At 71.7% G+C, this 13337-nt stretch carries 15 protein-coding genes and 1 pseudogene; 9 read left to right on the top strand and 7 right to left on the bottom strand.

Features of this window, described 5'->3' with window-relative positions:
• Positions 1–8: 8 nt before the first annotated feature.
• Both QUY26_RS02525 and QUY26_RS02515 read right to left on the bottom strand, forming a co-directional pair.
• Positions 9–932, bottom strand: coding sequence for a hypothetical protein (locus QUY26_RS02525; protein ID WP_289943451.1), 924 nt, complete (start codon positions 930–932; stop codon positions 9–11).
• Between the two features lie 478 nt (positions 933–1410).
• Entirely contained in the window at positions 1411–1710 is a 300-nt protein-coding gene (locus QUY26_RS02515; RefSeq protein WP_289943449.1) for a hypothetical protein, read from the bottom strand.
• A gap of 100 nt (positions 1711–1810) precedes the next feature.
• On the opposite strand from QUY26_RS02515, the gene QUY26_RS02510 reads away from it, so the two are divergent.
• Entirely contained in the window at positions 1811–2713 is a 903-nt protein-coding gene (locus tag QUY26_RS02510; protein ID WP_289943448.1) for an oxygenase MpaB family protein, read from the top strand.
• Positions 2714–2737: 24 nt separating this feature from the next.
• Here QUY26_RS02510 and QUY26_RS02505 read toward each other — a convergent pair.
• Positions 2738–3169, bottom strand: a pseudogene (locus QUY26_RS02505) (PadR family transcriptional regulator); the annotation flags it as partial.
• Between QUY26_RS02505 and QUY26_RS02500 the strand changes: the two are divergent.
• Positions 3147–3770 carry an alpha/beta fold hydrolase gene (locus QUY26_RS02500; RefSeq protein ID WP_289943447.1) on the top strand — a complete coding sequence of 208 codons (624 nt, stop codon included), beginning with the start codon at positions 3147–3149 and terminating at the stop codon, positions 3768–3770. The pseudogene QUY26_RS02505 and the gene QUY26_RS02500 overlap by 23 nt on opposite strands.
• Before the next feature lie 60 nt (positions 3771–3830).
• Here QUY26_RS02500 and QUY26_RS02495 read toward each other — a convergent pair whose 3' ends face one another.
• A complete protein-coding gene (locus QUY26_RS02495; RefSeq protein WP_289943446.1) occupies positions 3831–4430 on the bottom strand; it encodes a class I SAM-dependent methyltransferase in 600 nt (199 codons plus the stop codon).
• 153 nt (positions 4431–4583) lie between these two features.
• Here QUY26_RS02495 and QUY26_RS02490 point away from each other — a divergent pair, with 153 nt between their 5' ends.
• From QUY26_RS02490 to QUY26_RS02470, 5 genes are all read left to right on the top strand, one after another.
• Positions 4584–5357, top strand: coding sequence for an MHYT domain-containing protein (locus tag QUY26_RS02490; RefSeq protein ID WP_289943445.1), 774 nt, complete (start codon positions 4584–4586; stop codon positions 5355–5357).
• A gap of 61 nt (positions 5358–5418) precedes the next feature.
• Positions 5419–7998 (top strand): sensor histidine kinase, encoded by a 2580-nt coding sequence (locus QUY26_RS02485; RefSeq protein ID WP_289943444.1) that lies wholly within the window; start codon positions 5419–5421, stop codon positions 7996–7998.
• The gene (locus QUY26_RS02480; RefSeq protein WP_289943443.1) at positions 7995–8429 is read left to right on the top strand and encodes a roadblock/LC7 domain-containing protein; all 435 of its coding nucleotides are present in this window, start codon (positions 7995–7997) and stop codon (positions 8427–8429) included. Before QUY26_RS02485 ends, QUY26_RS02480 begins: the two co-directional genes overlap by 4 nt.
• 18 nt (positions 8430–8447) lie before the next feature.
• Positions 8448–8870, top strand: a complete 423-nt coding sequence (locus QUY26_RS02475) for a DUF742 domain-containing protein (RefSeq protein WP_289943442.1) — start codon at positions 8448–8450, stop codon at positions 8868–8870.
• On the top strand, positions 8851–9501 hold the full coding sequence (locus tag QUY26_RS02470) for a GTP-binding protein (protein WP_289943441.1): 651 nt from the start codon (positions 8851–8853) through the stop codon (positions 9499–9501). The genes QUY26_RS02475 and QUY26_RS02470 overlap by 20 nt, the downstream gene beginning before the upstream one ends.
• Before the next feature lie 18 nt (positions 9502–9519).
• On the opposite strand, the gene QUY26_RS02465 is transcribed toward QUY26_RS02470, so the two are convergent.
• Entirely contained in the window at positions 9520–9948 is a 429-nt protein-coding gene (locus tag QUY26_RS02465; RefSeq protein WP_289943440.1) for a PPOX class F420-dependent oxidoreductase, read from the bottom strand.
• A 93-nt stretch (positions 9949–10041) separates the two neighbouring features.
• Here QUY26_RS02465 and QUY26_RS02460 point away from each other — a divergent pair, with 93 nt between their 5' ends.
• A complete protein-coding gene (locus QUY26_RS02460) occupies positions 10042–10455 on the top strand; it encodes a roadblock/LC7 domain-containing protein (protein WP_289943439.1) in 414 nt (137 codons plus the stop codon).
• Positions 10456–10846: 391 nt separating this feature from the next.
• Complete coding sequence (locus QUY26_RS02455) at positions 10847–11728, top strand: DUF6397 family protein (RefSeq protein WP_436840253.1); 882 nt, start codon at positions 10847–10849, stop codon at positions 11726–11728.
• Between the two features lie 94 nt (positions 11729–11822).
• On the opposite strand, the gene QUY26_RS02450 is transcribed toward QUY26_RS02455, so the two are convergent.
• Positions 11823–12356: a tetratricopeptide repeat protein gene (locus tag QUY26_RS02450; protein ID WP_289943438.1), complete on the bottom strand. Its 534-nt coding sequence runs from the start codon at positions 12354–12356 to the stop codon at positions 11823–11825.
• Positions 12357–12433: 77 nt separating this feature from the next.
• On the bottom strand, positions 12434–13336 hold the full coding sequence (locus QUY26_RS02445; protein ID WP_289943437.1) for an acyl-CoA thioesterase: 903 nt from the start codon (positions 13334–13336) through the stop codon (positions 12434–12436).
• Between the last annotated feature and the right edge of the window lies 1 nt (position 13337).

The raw sequence follows: 13337 nt of genomic DNA, 5'->3' as shown, positions 1-13337 counted from the left end.
CGCCCGCGTCAGGAGGGGCGCACCGCCATCTTGTCGAGCGCTTCGAGCAGCCCCGGGAGCTCCGGCCCCCGCCCGACCGGCAGCACCTCTCCTGGTTCCTCGTCGAGCAGCACGAACGCGATGTCGTCGGTCCTCGCGACCATGGACCAACCGGGACCGTCGGCGCGCAGCGTGCGTGCCTCACCGGAGGCGAAGGACGACCGCACCCGCCCCAGCGGCGGCGGCGTCTCCACGTACGCACGGGCTTCGGCGAGGACCCGTCGCACGCCGGTCGAGGGAGCTGAGGCCGAGCCTTGGGGGCTGCTCCCTCCGGCACGGGAGGGGCTGCCCGCGTCGTCCCCGCCCCGGTTCCCGTCCACGGTGGCCTCGGTCCTTGCGCCGGTGTCGTCCGCCGGGCCGTCTTCCTCGGCGACGGCGCCCGTGGCGAAGTCCTCGTCGTCGATCTGCTCGCGCCACGCGGCCCATTGGAGGGCTATCTCGTCGGCGCCCAGACGGCGCTGGGCCGGGCCCCAGGCGTCCGACTCGGGCGGGGCGAGCGGGAGCTGGTCGGGCTGTGCGGGGTCCGGATCGGGGTCGTGCGGCGCGGGCACGCCGGGTGCCGCCACCGCCACCGCGAGGGGCCAGCCGGGCAGCGCCGCGACCACGGTGCGTTCGTCGGGCGACAGGTCGTACTCCATGCCGCAGTCCCAGGAAGCGATCGCGACGGCGACGAGCGACACGTCGTCGGTGACGACGGTCCAGCGCGCCCCTTTGTTGTCCTGCCCGAGTACCAGTCCGTATCCGGCGGCCAGCGGCGGCAGCCCCAGCGCGGCACAGGATTCCGGATAGTCGTCGCCGAGCACGCTCGGGAACTTCGCGGGCGTCAGCAAGACCGCCGTCAGCACGTACAGCGCGTCGTCATCGGTGGCGACAGCGTCGTCCGTCGCGGCCATGCTGCCTCCCCATCACTGGCCCCTGCTTGCTCCGTCGGCGCACCTTAACCACTGGGTCAACACGCCGTCGAGGGTGAATGACCAGGAAAATTCGCTCGTGCGCCGACGACACGGCCACCTACGCTGCCCGTCATGCCCAGCGCCAGATCACACTTCGTCTGTCTGCCGTGCCGCGCGTCCTTCAAGAAACCGACCGACTTCGCACGGGTGCGCCACGACGTCTGTCCGCGGTGCGCTCACCCACTGCTCGACGCGGGCACCGCCCTCGCGGTGCCCAAGCGCCGGGACACCGCCGCGTGGCGCGCCCTCGCGGTCCTCCTGATCGCCGGTGTGCGCTTTCGGCAGGACTGCTGCGGCTGCGGGCCCGGCTTCCGGCCCCGCACGCCCCGAGAGGTTCGCGAACGCCTGCTGCACGCCGCTGATTCAGCGATCCCCGTCGGTGTGGCACTCGTGTGCCCGGACCCGACGCACGTCGACGTCAGGCGGCAGGCAGGCCGAGGAGCGTACGCGCCACATCGCGCGGAGACTCGTCGCGCTCCCGCGCGAGAGCGATGACGGCTCGACAGGCGAGTTCGTTCACCCCGAAGGACAGCGCCTCCGGAGACACCCAGCCCGCGGCCTCGTCGACGCCCTCCTGGTCGTCCTCGGCACACGCCGCCACATAGACGGCGGCGGCCTCGAAGAGATTGTGCGGGCGCTGCTTCTCGGCGACCCCAGTGGGGGCTGCCGGGTCCGTCGACGCGCTCCGATGCCAGCGCTTACGGATTTTGTCGAACATTCCGACCGCCTTCCCCCATGTGGACCACGCCGTGTGGTGCTTGAACTCCAGATCCCCAACGTAGAGTTGGAGCCCCGGCTGTAGATAGGGGGACCGTGCGGTGAAGCGTTATGAACGGCTCCAGCACATCCGGCGTTTGGACCCGGAGAAGGACTTCCTGACCATCTACCGGCTCTCCGCGACGTACGAGTTCCCTTGGGACTTCACCCGCGCCCTCGAGCTCGCGCTCTACCGCACCTACGCCGTGCCGAGCATCGGCCGCCTCCTCGCGCGGACAGCGGAGCTGACGGAGCGTACGCAGAAGCGGTACGACGACACGGCTCTGCTCCTCGACGCGGTCGTCGAGCACGGCTTCGGCAGCGAGGTGGGCCGCACGGCCATGCGGCGCATCAACCAGATGCACGGCAGCTACGACATCGCCAACGACGACATGCGGTACGTGCTCTGCACCTTCGTGGTGATGCCCAAGAGATGGATCGACGCCTACGGATGGCGCAGGTTCTCACAGCACGAGGCCGCCGCGTCCGCCGTGTACTACCGTACGCTCGGTCGGCACCTGGGCATCCAGGGCATCCCCGGCTCCTACGAGGAGTTCGCCGAGTGCCTCGACGCCTACGAAGAGGCTCATTTCGCGTGGGACGAAGGCGCGCGGACGGTATCCGACGCGACCATCGAGCTGATGGCCTCCTGGTACCCCCGCCCTCTTGCGCCCCTTCTGCGCGCGGCCACCGTCGCCCTGCTCGACGACAGCCTGGTGAAGGCCTTCCGCTACGAACAGCCCCATCCCGTCACCAGGACGCTCGTCCGTGGCGCGGTGCGTCTGCGCGGCCGCGCGGTGCGCCTGCTCCCGCCGCGCACGGCCCCGCACTACGCCCGGCAGAACCGCGAGATCAAGGGCTATCCGGACGGCTACCGGGTGGGTGAGCTCGGTACGCGTCCCGAACCCGGCGTGCGCGGCTGTCCGGTGCGCCCCGCGAAGTCGCCGACACCGCGGCCGGAATGACCACGGGCCGACCGCTCGCCGGCCTCAGCCGAGCGACGCCAAGGTCTTGCGGAGCCAGGCGAGTTCCGCCCGGCTGGTGGCGCGGGCGATGGTGAGGATGCCCTGCCGGAACGGGTCATCGAGCTCCTCGGCGCGCAGTGGGCGGTCGCCCTCGTAGAAGAAGCTCGCCGGTTCCTGCAAGAAGTCCAGGCGGCGCCGCAGCACGCCTGCCTGGGCTTCGGCGTCGTCGAGGTGACGCAGGAATGCCAGCAGTGTGAACCAGCGGTTCTCGTCCGTGATGTCCGCCCGCGCGGGCTCGGTGAGACGGCGGCGCAACTCGCTCCTGCCGGTGTTGGTGAGGCTCAGGACGTGGCGCGGCGCGGCGACGGCGCCGGGCTGGGTCTCGCGGGCCAGCAGCCCGGCCTTCTCCAAGCGTTTGATGGCCGGGTAGAGGGTGCTCTCGGCGACCGGGCGCAGGTCGCTGTTCCTGGATCTGCCGGGCCATGGCCTCAGCGACCGTCCCGACGACTTCGGCTACACGCTGGACGGGCACGCGGATGCGATGGCGGCCGCACTGGACGTGGCCGCGGTGCGCGGGGCGGAGTTCGTCGCGCACAGCATGGGCGGCTCCGTCGCCATCGTGCTCGCGCACCGGCGGCCGGACCTCGTCTCACGCCTGGTCCTCACCGAGGCGAACCTGGATCCGGCCCCTGCCGGGACGGCGGGCAGCAGCCGAATCGCTGCCTACGAAGAGGAGCAGTTCGTGAAGGAGGGGTACAGCAGCGTGCTCGAGCGGGTGGGGCCCGTGTGGGCTGCGACCATGCGGCTCGCCGACCCGCCGGCACTGCACCGCAGCGCGACCGGGCTCGTCCGGGGCACCGACCCCACCATGCGCGTGATGCTGACGGGGCTCTCCGTAGAGCACGTTTTTCTGCAGGGCGCGCTCAGTGGTGAACTCGCCGGTCACGAAGAGCTGGTGGCGTCCGGGGTACGGGTCGTCACCGTGCCGGACGCCGGGCACAACGTCATGCTGGACAACGCGACGGCCTTCGCCGCGGTGGTGGCCGGGCAGACCTGACCTGTTGCCCCTGTTGCTTGGGGTGGCTCCTGGCGCCTGGGCCGACGTCACCGACCGTCGTCAGCCGGCGCGTACGGCCAGCGCGAGGAACCGGGTGTCCTCATCGACGTACGACGTCATGTGCCAGCCCGAATCGCACAGGAGCGGCCGGAGGTTGGGTTCGGCGCGGAGGTCGTCCGGCGTGGTCTGACGCCCCTGCCGGGCCGCGAGCGCCGCACGGCCGATGGGGTGGAACAGGGCGAGCAGCCCACCGGGACGCACCACGCGAGCCAGCTCACGGAGGTTCGCGGCCGGTTCGGGCAGGTGAGAGATGAGCCCCGCGCCGAACACGGCGTCCAGGGAGTGCGTGCGCACCGGCAGCCGTGCCACGTCGGCGAGCAGCAACTGGCCGTGAGCGTCCCTGCCCGCCCGTGCGGCGGCTTCGAGCATCGCCGGAGTGAGATCCGCTCCGAGGACGGAGCCCGAGGGCCCCACGGCGTCCCTCAGGGCGGGCAGGGCGCGCCCGGTGCCGCAGCCCGCGTCCAGGACGCGGGCGCCCTGCCGCAGGCCGAGCTCGGCCACCGCCGCGCGGTACGCCGGGCCGTCGTCCGGGAAGCGGCTGTCCCAGTCGGCGGCGCGTGCGGTGAAGAACTCCTGGACGTTCGTGTGGTCGTCGGTCATGCAACTCATGATCCCGCACGCGCAGGTGTTCGCAGGGGGCGCGATCGTTCAGGGACAGCAGGCGTCGCATCACGGCAGCATTCGAAACATCGGCGGCAGCTTTCGAACTGCGCCCCCGTCGTGCGCCCCCGACGGGTCTAGCGTCCATGGGCCATGGGACACCTGGACCACGCCACGTTCGGCTGGCTGACCCCCGTGCTGTCGTACGCGATGGCCTGCGTCGGTGCGGCGCTCGGACTGCAGTGCACCGTGCGAGCGCTGGGCAGCACGGGACGTTCGCGCCGCAACTGGCTCATCACCGCCGGCTCCGCGATCGGCACCGGCATCTGGACGATGCACTTCGTCGCGATGCTCGGATTCGGCGTCCGCGGCACCGAGATCCGCTACGACGTGCCGCTCACGCTGCTGAGCCTGCTCGTCGCGATGGTCGTCGTCGGCGCGGGTGTCTTCGCCGTCGGCTACGGCCGTGACCGCGGCCGGGCCCTCGCGCTCGGCGGGCTCACCACCGGCCTCCGGGTCGCGAGCATGCACTACCTGGGCATGGCCGCGCTGCGGCTGCACGGGGACGTGCGGTACGACCCGATGCTGGTCACGCTGTCCGTCGTGATCGCCGTGGTCGCGGCGACGGCCGCGCTGTGGGCCGCCCTGAACATCACGTCACCCCTGGCGGTCGCCGGAGCGTCGCTCGTCATGGGCGGGGCGGTGAGCAGCATGCACTACACCGGAATGCTGGCCGTCAGCGTTCGCGTCACGCCCTCCGGTGCGGAGCTGCCCGGGGCGACGACGATGCAGTTCATCTTCCCGCTCGCCGTCGGTCTCGGCTCCTACCTGTTCCTGACCTCGGCGTTCGTCGCACTGTCCCCGAGCGCCGGGGAGCAAGCAGCCACCGTGTCGGCCCAGCGGCCCGTCGAGAGCGCCACTCCGTAGCGCACGCGGACCGGCCACGGCCGGGAGGCAGACATCGCGCACCCAGCCGAGCGAGGAGGCCATGGAGACACCCCGGACCACCCCCGAAACCGGCTCGCCGCCCCCGAGCACGGCACATGCCCGAGGCCGCCGAGCCCACGCGGGCCCGCCCGCCCAGGAGAACCGCGGCACGGAGGAACCCCGCACGGACCGGGGGCCGGTCACCGCGCCGCGTGCGACACGATGGCGACTGCGCCCGCGCACCGTCAGGGCCAAGGTCGTCTGCCTCCTGATGGTGCCGGTCGTCTCCCTGCTCGCCCTGTGGGCTTTCGCGACCGTCAGCACCGCCCAGGACGTCGTGGGCCTGCGACAGACACAGCGTGTGGACTCCGCCGTACGCGCGCCCGTCGTCGCGGCCGTCACCGCGCTCCAAGCCGAACGCGCCGAAGCCGTGCGGTACGCGACCAAGCCCGCCGCCGACCGCGCGGCCACCCTCAAGAGGCAAGCCGAGCGCACCGATCAAGCAGTGGCGAAGCTGCGCCTCGGCGAGGGCAACACCGTGGCCGACGGCGCGGGCCTTCCCGCCCCGGTCGCGGACCGGCTCGCGCAGTTCGTCACGGGTGCCGAAAGGCTGCGTACCGTGCGCACGTCCGTCCTCGACCGACGCACCGGATGGGACGCCGCGTACGGGCAGTACACGAGGGCCGTCACCGCCGCCTTCAAGGTCAACGGCGCGCTCTCCGCCGTCCAGAGCGGCGAATCGGGCTCCCACGCGCGCGTGCTGCTCGAATTCTCACGGGCGGGCGAGATGCTGGCCCGCGAGGACGCGCTGCTGGCGAGCGCCCGGCTCGCGGGCACCTTCGACGGCGAGCGGCTGCGCAGGTTCACCGGCGCCGCCGACACCCGGCAGACCCTCGTCGAGACGGCGGCGGCCGACCTGCGCGGCCCCGAACGCGCCGCGTGGCAACGCCTCGTGGCCGCAACCGCGTACGCGGACGTGACGGCCGCCGAGGACAAGGTGCTCCTCGCCGAGCCCGGCGAGCAGGCCCTCGCGGCGGCACCTGCCGGCACCTGGGACACCGCCCACGCGACCGTGCTGGACCGGCAGCGAGCCATCGCCGACCGCGCGGCACGGGACGCCGCCGACCGCGCCGACCCCTTGGCCCGGGGCGTGTTCACCGCGGCCGGAGCCGCGGTGTTCCTCGGGCTCGTCGCCGTGGTGGCCTCCCTCGTCATCTCCGTACGCATCGGCCGCGGCCTCGTCGTCGAACTCGTCGGCCTCCGCAACCGCGCCCTGGAGATCGCCCGCCGCCAACTGCCGCACGCCATACGGAAGCTCAGGGCAGGTGAGGACATCGACATCGACGCAGAGGCGCCGCAAGGGCCCCGGGCCGAGGACGAGACCGGGCAGGTCGCCGAAGCGCTCGGCACGGTGCACCGCGCCGCCCTGCGCGCCGCCGTCGAGCGGGCCGAACTCGCCAGCGGCATCTCCGGAGTCTTCGTCAACCTCGCCCGCCGCAGCCAGGTTCTCGTCCACCGGCAGCTCAACCTCCTCGACACCATGGAACGCCGTGCGGACGACCCGAACGAACTCGGTGACCTCTTCCGCCTCGACCACCTCACCACCCGCATGCGACGGCACGCGGAGAGCCTGATCATCCTCTCCGGAGCCGCACCCGGCCGGGCCTGGCGGATGCCGGTCCCCCTCACGAACGTGGTCCGCGCCGCGCTCTCCGAAGTCGAGGACTACGCGCGCGTGGAGGTACGCCAACTGCCCTCTGCCGACGTCGTGGGCGCCGCCGTCGCCGACCTCACCCACCTGCTCGCCGAACTCGTCGAGAACGCCGCGCAGTTCTCACCGCCCCACACCAAGGTGCGTGTCAGCGGCGAACCCGTGGGCAACGGATACGCCCTGGAGATCGAGGACCGTGGCCTGGGCATGGGCGCCGAAGTCCTGGTCGAGGCCAACCGCCGCGTCACCGAGTCCGAGGCATTGGATCTGTTCGACAGCGACCAACTCGGCCTCTTCGTAGTGAGCAGGCTCGCCGCGCGGCACAACATCAAGGTCCACCTGCGGACCTCGCCGTACGGCGGCACCACGGCCGTGGTCCTGCTGCCGACCGCACTGCTGCACAGCGGAACCACCGAGCCTCGCGCAGGGCGTACGTCGGATCGTCAAGAGCCCGAAGAGACACGTGTGAACGAGAGCGCCCAGTACGCGGCCGTGGGCGGTGCGGCGTCCCGTGACCTGCACCTGTCCGCCACGGCCGAACGCCCCGTCCTCGGTCCGCCGACGGATCCGGGCCGCCCCGCGTCGCCGCCCCCAGGCATCACATCGCTCCACCTGCGCAAGCAAACGGAAGGCCCACCCCCTGAGACGCCGGACGTAGGCACCACGGACGTCCCGGACGACCTCCCGCGCCGGGTGCGCCAGGCCAGCCTCGCCCCACAGCTGCGCGGCGGGCCGCCCACCGCCGTACCGGGGGCCGCCGACGCTGGGCGTGACAACGAGCGCAGTCCCGAGCACGTACGGGACCGCATCGCCGCCTACCGGGACGGCTGGGCCCGAGGCGGGGGACGGCTGCCCGGCGTCATCGGAGCCGTGCCGGACCCGGACGGAACCCACAGAAGCACTGCTCGCAGCGAAGGAGAGCTCACATGATCCGGGATTCGAGCCGCACCGCCGGACGGTCCGGTGAACTGGACTGGCTCCTTGACGATCTGGTGCTGCGGGTCGGCGATGTGCGGCATGCCGTGGTGCTGTCCAACGACGGGCTCGCGGTCGGCGCCTCCACGGCGCTCACGCGCGAGGACGCCGAACACCTGGCCGCCGTCGCCTCCGGGTTCCACAGCCTCGCCAAGGGCGCGGGTCGGCACTTCGGAGCCGGGGGCGTACGCCAGACGATGGTCGAGATGGACGACGCTTTCCTGTTCGTGGCCGCCGCGGGAGACGGGTCGTGCCTCGCTGTCCTCAGCACGGTCACCGCGGACATCGGCCTGGTCGCGTACGAGATGGCCCGCATGGTCAAGCGCGTCGGCGAGCACCTGGACACCCCGGCGCGCTTCTCCGGCGGCGATCCGGGCTCCGGGTGACCGGGACGGGCGGCAGCCATGACCGACGACAGAAGTGGTGCCGAGCACCGGCACGGGAGCCAGTGGTTCGACGTCGAGGCAGGGCCCCTGGTGCGTCCGTACGCCATGACGGGCGGGCGGACCCGGCCGGGTCCCAGCGGCGTGCGCTTCGACCTGATCGCCCTCGTCACCCTCACCGGGTCCGGAACCGACGCGACCGGGCCGGGCGGCGACGCGGCACTCGGCCCGGAGCACCGTGCGCTCATCGGAATGTGCCGTGTCGAGACTCAGTCCGTCGCGGAGCTCGCCGCCGGTGCCGACCTGCCGGTGGGCGTGGTCAGGGTGCTGCTCGGCGACCTCGTGGAGGGCGGCCACGTCGTCGTGCACCGGCCCGTCCCGCCCGCCCAGCTACCCGACGAGAAGATCCTGCGAGAGGTGATCGATGGGCTCCGAGCACTCTGACACCACGGGCGGCGACGCCACGGTGACCGGCGAGACCGCCGACCCCCGGGGAACCGCCGAGAGCACCGCCCTGGCGTTGAAGATCCTGGTCGCCGGAGGCTTCGGCGTGGGCAAGACCACCTTGGTCGGTGCCGTCAGCGAGATCCGGCCCCTGCGCACCGAGGAACTCCTCAGTGAAGCGGGCCAGTCGGTCGACGACACCGAGGGCGTGGATCGCAAGGTCACGACGACCGTTGCGATGGACTTCGGCCGCATCACCATCAGATCCGGCCTTTCGCTGTATCTCTTCGGGACGCCGGGACAGGACCGTTTCTGGTTCCTGTGGGACGAGCTGTCCCAGGGAGCGCTCGGTGCCGTCGTCCTCGCGGACACCCGCAGACTCGAGGACTGCTTCCCCGCCGTGGACTACTTCGAGCACCGCCGGATTCCGTTCGTCGTCGCGGTCAACTGCTTCTCGGACGCACGGACGTACGGCGCGCACGACGTCTCACGAGCCTTGGACCTCGACCGTGGGACTCCTGTGGTGCTGTGCGACGCGCGGGACCGCGATTCGGGAAAGGAGGTGTTGATCCGACTCGTGGAGTACGCCGGGCGGAGGCATACCGCCCGGCTGCTCGACTCCATTGGCTGAGGTGTCCGGGCGCGAGGGTCAGTCGGCGACCGCGTCGTACGCCAGCACCTTGTCGATCCTGACCCGGACCAGCAGTTCTCCGGGCACGCCGTTGCGCTTGCCGAACTCCTCGGCCCGGTCCTCGCCCATGTACCGGCCGCCGAGGCGCGTCGCCCAGTGACGTACCTGCTCGATGTCCTCGATCAGTTCGGCGTGGCCCTGCAGCACGACGAAGGCGAACGGGGGTTGGTCGTCGTCCACGCACAGTGCCACGCGCCCGTCGCGCGCCAGATTGCGCCCCTTGACCGTGTCCTTTCCGGTGTTGAACACCAGGTCATCCCCGTCGAGGACGAACCAGATCGGTGCGATGTGCGGGCTGCCGTTCGCGCGGACGGTCGAGAGCTTGGCGGTGCGGGTGCCGTGCGAGACGAAGGCCCGCCATTGTTCATCGGTCATCTTCTGTGCCATGTCCCCATCATGCTTGCCGGGACGCCGGAGGTGGGGAAGGCTGGCAGGTCAGATCCTCCAGCCAGGGGGAGCGACGCAGGGGGAGAAGGGACCATGGCGCAGAACACGGGGCTCGGCTGGCTGCTCGACGACTTGACCAAGCGTGTGGAGCATGTACGGCACGCCTTGGTGCTGTCCAACGACGGCCTGGTGACCGGGGCGAGCTCGGACCTCGAGCGGGAGGACGCCGAACATCTGGCGGCGGTGTCGTCGGGGCTGCACAGCTTGGCGAAGGGGTCCGGCCGCCATTTCCACGCGGGCAACGTACGTCAGACAATGATCGAGTTCGACGACGCCGTCCTGTTCGTGACGGCTGCGGGCGACGGCAGTTGCCTGTGCGTGCTCAGCTCCGCGCAGGCCGACATCGGCCAGGTCGCGTACGAGATGACGCTCCTGGTGAACCGCGTCGGCGAACACCTCGGCGTGGGCGCCCGGCATCCGGAAAGGACTCCCGTCGTAGACCTCTGACCTGGAGGAACGGGAGCGCGGGCAGAGTTATCCACAGGCCGAGCGGGAAAGGGGGCGGCCGGGCTACGGTTTTTCCACGAGCAATGACCACGCACGGGGGAGAACCGCCATGACTGGCGAGACACAGACCATTGCCCATCTCGTCGCCGCAGTCGGACCGGGGTCCGCGTCCGGATCGGGAGCGGCGCCCGGAGTTGGATCCGCTTTAGGACCGGGGGCCGCGTTCAGGCCCGTCGGCCCGGTCCCGTCGGCCACGGCGCAGGCCGGGCCCAGCCCTTCAGGTCCGTCAAGTCACCCACCGACCTCACGGGCCGGGGCGCCGGCGACGGTCGCACGCAGCAGCGCCGCGCGGGAACTGGGGCTGAAACGCGGCGAGTTCGACCTGGCGGTGATGCTGGGCCGGATCCGCACCGTCGCGGACCCGGCCGGTGGACGCCGTCGGGTGCAGCGGGAGGAGATCGATCGCGTGCGCGCGGCACCGGGATTCCCGGAGTCCCTGCGGGCACATGTCAAAACCGTGGGCACAGCGGAGGGCGCGGCCCTCATGGAGATCACACCGGCGCGGTTCACCCGCCTCGCCCGCGCGGGTGTGCTGACACCGGTGAAGTTCTACGTGAACCGCTACAGAGCGGTTGTCTGGCTCTATCTCGAAGAAGAGCTACGCCGGTTCACCGCCTCCCCGGCCAGCGCGGCCCTGCTCACCGGGCGTGTGCCGGCGGGGCTGCGTGCCCGGCTGGAAGCAGGCGCTGACCTACGGGCGCGCCGCTGGCGGAGCAGGCACGCGGGCTTCCTGCTGCGACAGTCGGAGGACCCGTGGGAGCGCGCCGCAGCCGGCGCGTCACTGCTCGACCCGGTGCAGCTCGCGGAGGTGGTCAGGGACCCCTACGAACGCGCCTACCTGCACCGGCTCAAGCCCGAGCCGCTGACCCAGGCAGCACCCGATTCACCCACGACACGCATCGTCGAGCGGATCCTGACCGCCGACGACCCTAACGAGATCAGCTGGCTGCGGGCCAGCCTGATCCTCACCCTGGAGGAGGCCAGGCGGCTGCGCCCTGCGCCTCGGCCGGGCCGTCCGCCCATCTCCGCATCGCCCCGCCCCCATCCGGCGCTCGACCCGGTGCCGTGGCCGGCCGCGGACGCCGCCGTGGCGGTTCCCCGCGAGCACGCGCCCGAGACCGGGCTGACGGAGAGGCACATGCCGGAGCCGGACAGGGGCGGGCGCGACGAGCGGAGAGGGTTCTTCACATGGCTGTGCCGCAGGCGGACCTAGCCGACGCGGCCGACCCCCGCTCACCCATCGTCGGCCCCGGCCAGGCGTCGCCGGACCTCACCGGACCGGGACCCGCTCCGGCTGGACGGTTCGGCTAGACGGTTGCGTCGAGATCCTTGGCGTAGTGCTCGATGGCGGGGGCGTACACGGCGATGTCCTTGTCCCGGCTCGTCCTCGCGAGCAACTGCAGCAGGATCCCCATCCCGTCGTGGGCCTGCCCCGTGTTGTACAGCGCCATGGCGAGGAAGGTCTTGAGGGCTCCGTCCTCGGGGAACTCCTCGGACGCGTGGCGGAGCGCGGCGACGGCCTCCTCGTACCGGCCGAGGACGCGGTAGGTGCTGCCGAGGCCCAGGAGGGCTCCCCGGCGGTCGCTCTCGGTCAGGCCCGGCCGCTGGATCGCGCGCAGGTAGTACGGCAGGGCCTCGGCTTCGAGGCCGAGGGTGTCGTGCACCCACGCGGTCTGGTACGCCACTTCGGGGTCGTCCGGGAAGCGGTCGCTGAGGGGGACCAGGAGGGCCCGCGCCTCCTCGCGGTGGCGGGACTCGCGGAGCCGTACGGCCTTGGCGAGTACCGCGTCGCGGCTGTCGTCGGCTTCCGGACCGGCGCTGGGGTCCGTGCTGGCGCTCATCGGCTCACTCTCATCGGTCTGGGGGTGTCGTTCATGCCGGTTGTCCCATGCGCCGGGCGTGCGCCGGGTGCTGCGGCTCAGGCGTCCGGAGCGGGCGTGCCCATGTGACGGGGGGTGTGGGGACGGAAGAGCCCCTCCTGGACGACCGAGACCAGGAGTCGGCCCTCGACGTCGTAGATGCGGCCCCGGGCGAGGCCGCGGCCGCCGGTCGCGATCGGGGACTCCTGGTCGTACAGGAACCACTCGTCGGCGCGGAAGGGCCGGTGGAACCACATGGCGTGGTCGAGCGAGGCCATGTCGAAGCCGCGGGGGCCCCACAGCGGCTCCACCGGGATGCGGACCGCGTCGAGCAAGGTCATGTCGCTGGCGTAGGTGAGGGCGCAGGTGTGCACCAGCGGATCGTCCCCGAGCGGGCCGACGGCGCGCATCCACACGGCGCTGCGCGGCTCGGCGTCCTTGATCTCCTCGGCGGTCCAGCGCAGCCGGTCCACGTAGCGGATGTCGAAGGGCTGCCGACGGGCCATTCGCTCCAACTGCTCAGGGAGCGCGCCCAGATGCTCCTTGATCTCCTCGACGACCGTCGGCAGCGACTCGGGGGCGGGCGCCTCGATGCGGGGCGGCAGCTGGTGTTCGAAGGCGCCCTGTTCGGGCTGATGGAAGGAGGCAGTGAGATTGAAGATCGTACGACCCTGCTGGATCGCCGTGACGCGGCGCGTGGTGAACGAGCGACCGTCGCGCACCCGCTCCACCTGGTACACGATGGGTACGCCCGGGCGCCCGGGCCGCAGGAAGTACGCGTGCAGCGAGTGCACCGGCCGGTCGCCCTCCGTGGTGCGGCCGGCCGCGACGAGGGCCTGCCCGGCGACCTGCCCGCCGAAGACGCGCTGGAGGGACTCCTGCGGGCTGCGGCCGCGGAAGATGTTGACCTCGATCTGTTCCAGGTCGAGCAGATCGACCAGGCGGTCGGCGGGATTGTTCATG

This window comes from Streptomyces flavofungini, assembly GCF_030388665.1.
GTDB lineage: Bacteria > Actinomycetota > Actinomycetes > Streptomycetales > Streptomycetaceae > Streptomyces > Streptomyces flavofungini_A.
This window is presented reverse-complemented; position numbering and strand designations above follow the sequence as displayed.

Bases quoted from the DNA above. Each gene is read 5' to 3' on its own strand.
- QUY26_RS02525 (WP_289943451.1), bottom strand. From the start codon at position 932: ATGGCCGCGACGGACGACGCTGTCGCCACCGATGACGACGCGCTGTAC.
- QUY26_RS02515 (WP_289943449.1), bottom strand. From the start codon at position 1,710: ATGTTCGACAAAATCCGTAAGCGCTGGCATCGGAGCGCGTCGACGGAC.
- QUY26_RS02495 (WP_289943446.1), bottom strand. From the start codon at position 4,430: ATGACCGACGACCACACGAACGTCCAGGAGTTCTTCACCGCACGCGCC.
- QUY26_RS02490 (WP_289943445.1), top strand. From the start codon at position 4,584: ATGGGACACCTGGACCACGCCACGTTCGGCTGGCTGACCCCCGTGCTG.
- QUY26_RS02485 (WP_289943444.1), top strand. From the start codon at position 5,419: ATGGAGACACCCCGGACCACCCCCGAAACCGGCTCGCCGCCCCCGAGC.
- QUY26_RS02480 (WP_289943443.1), top strand. From the start codon at position 7,995: ATGATCCGGGATTCGAGCCGCACCGCCGGACGGTCCGGTGAACTGGAC.
- QUY26_RS02475 (WP_289943442.1), top strand. From the start codon at position 8,448: ATGACCGACGACAGAAGTGGTGCCGAGCACCGGCACGGGAGCCAGTGG.
- QUY26_RS02470 (WP_289943441.1), top strand. From the start codon at position 8,851: ATGGGCTCCGAGCACTCTGACACCACGGGCGGCGACGCCACGGTGACC.
- QUY26_RS02465 (WP_289943440.1), bottom strand. From the start codon at position 9,948: ATGGCACAGAAGATGACCGATGAACAATGGCGGGCCTTCGTCTCGCAC.
- QUY26_RS02460 (WP_289943439.1), top strand. From the start codon at position 10,042: ATGGCGCAGAACACGGGGCTCGGCTGGCTGCTCGACGACTTGACCAAG.
- QUY26_RS02455 (WP_436840253.1), top strand. From the start codon at position 10,847: ATGCTGGGCCGGATCCGCACCGTCGCGGACCCGGCCGGTGGACGCCGT.
- QUY26_RS02450 (WP_289943438.1), bottom strand. From the start codon at position 12,356: ATGAGCGCCAGCACGGACCCCAGCGCCGGTCCGGAAGCCGACGACAGC.
- QUY26_RS02445 (WP_289943437.1), bottom strand. From the start codon at position 13,336: ATGAACAATCCCGCCGACCGCCTGGTCGATCTGCTCGACCTGGAACAG.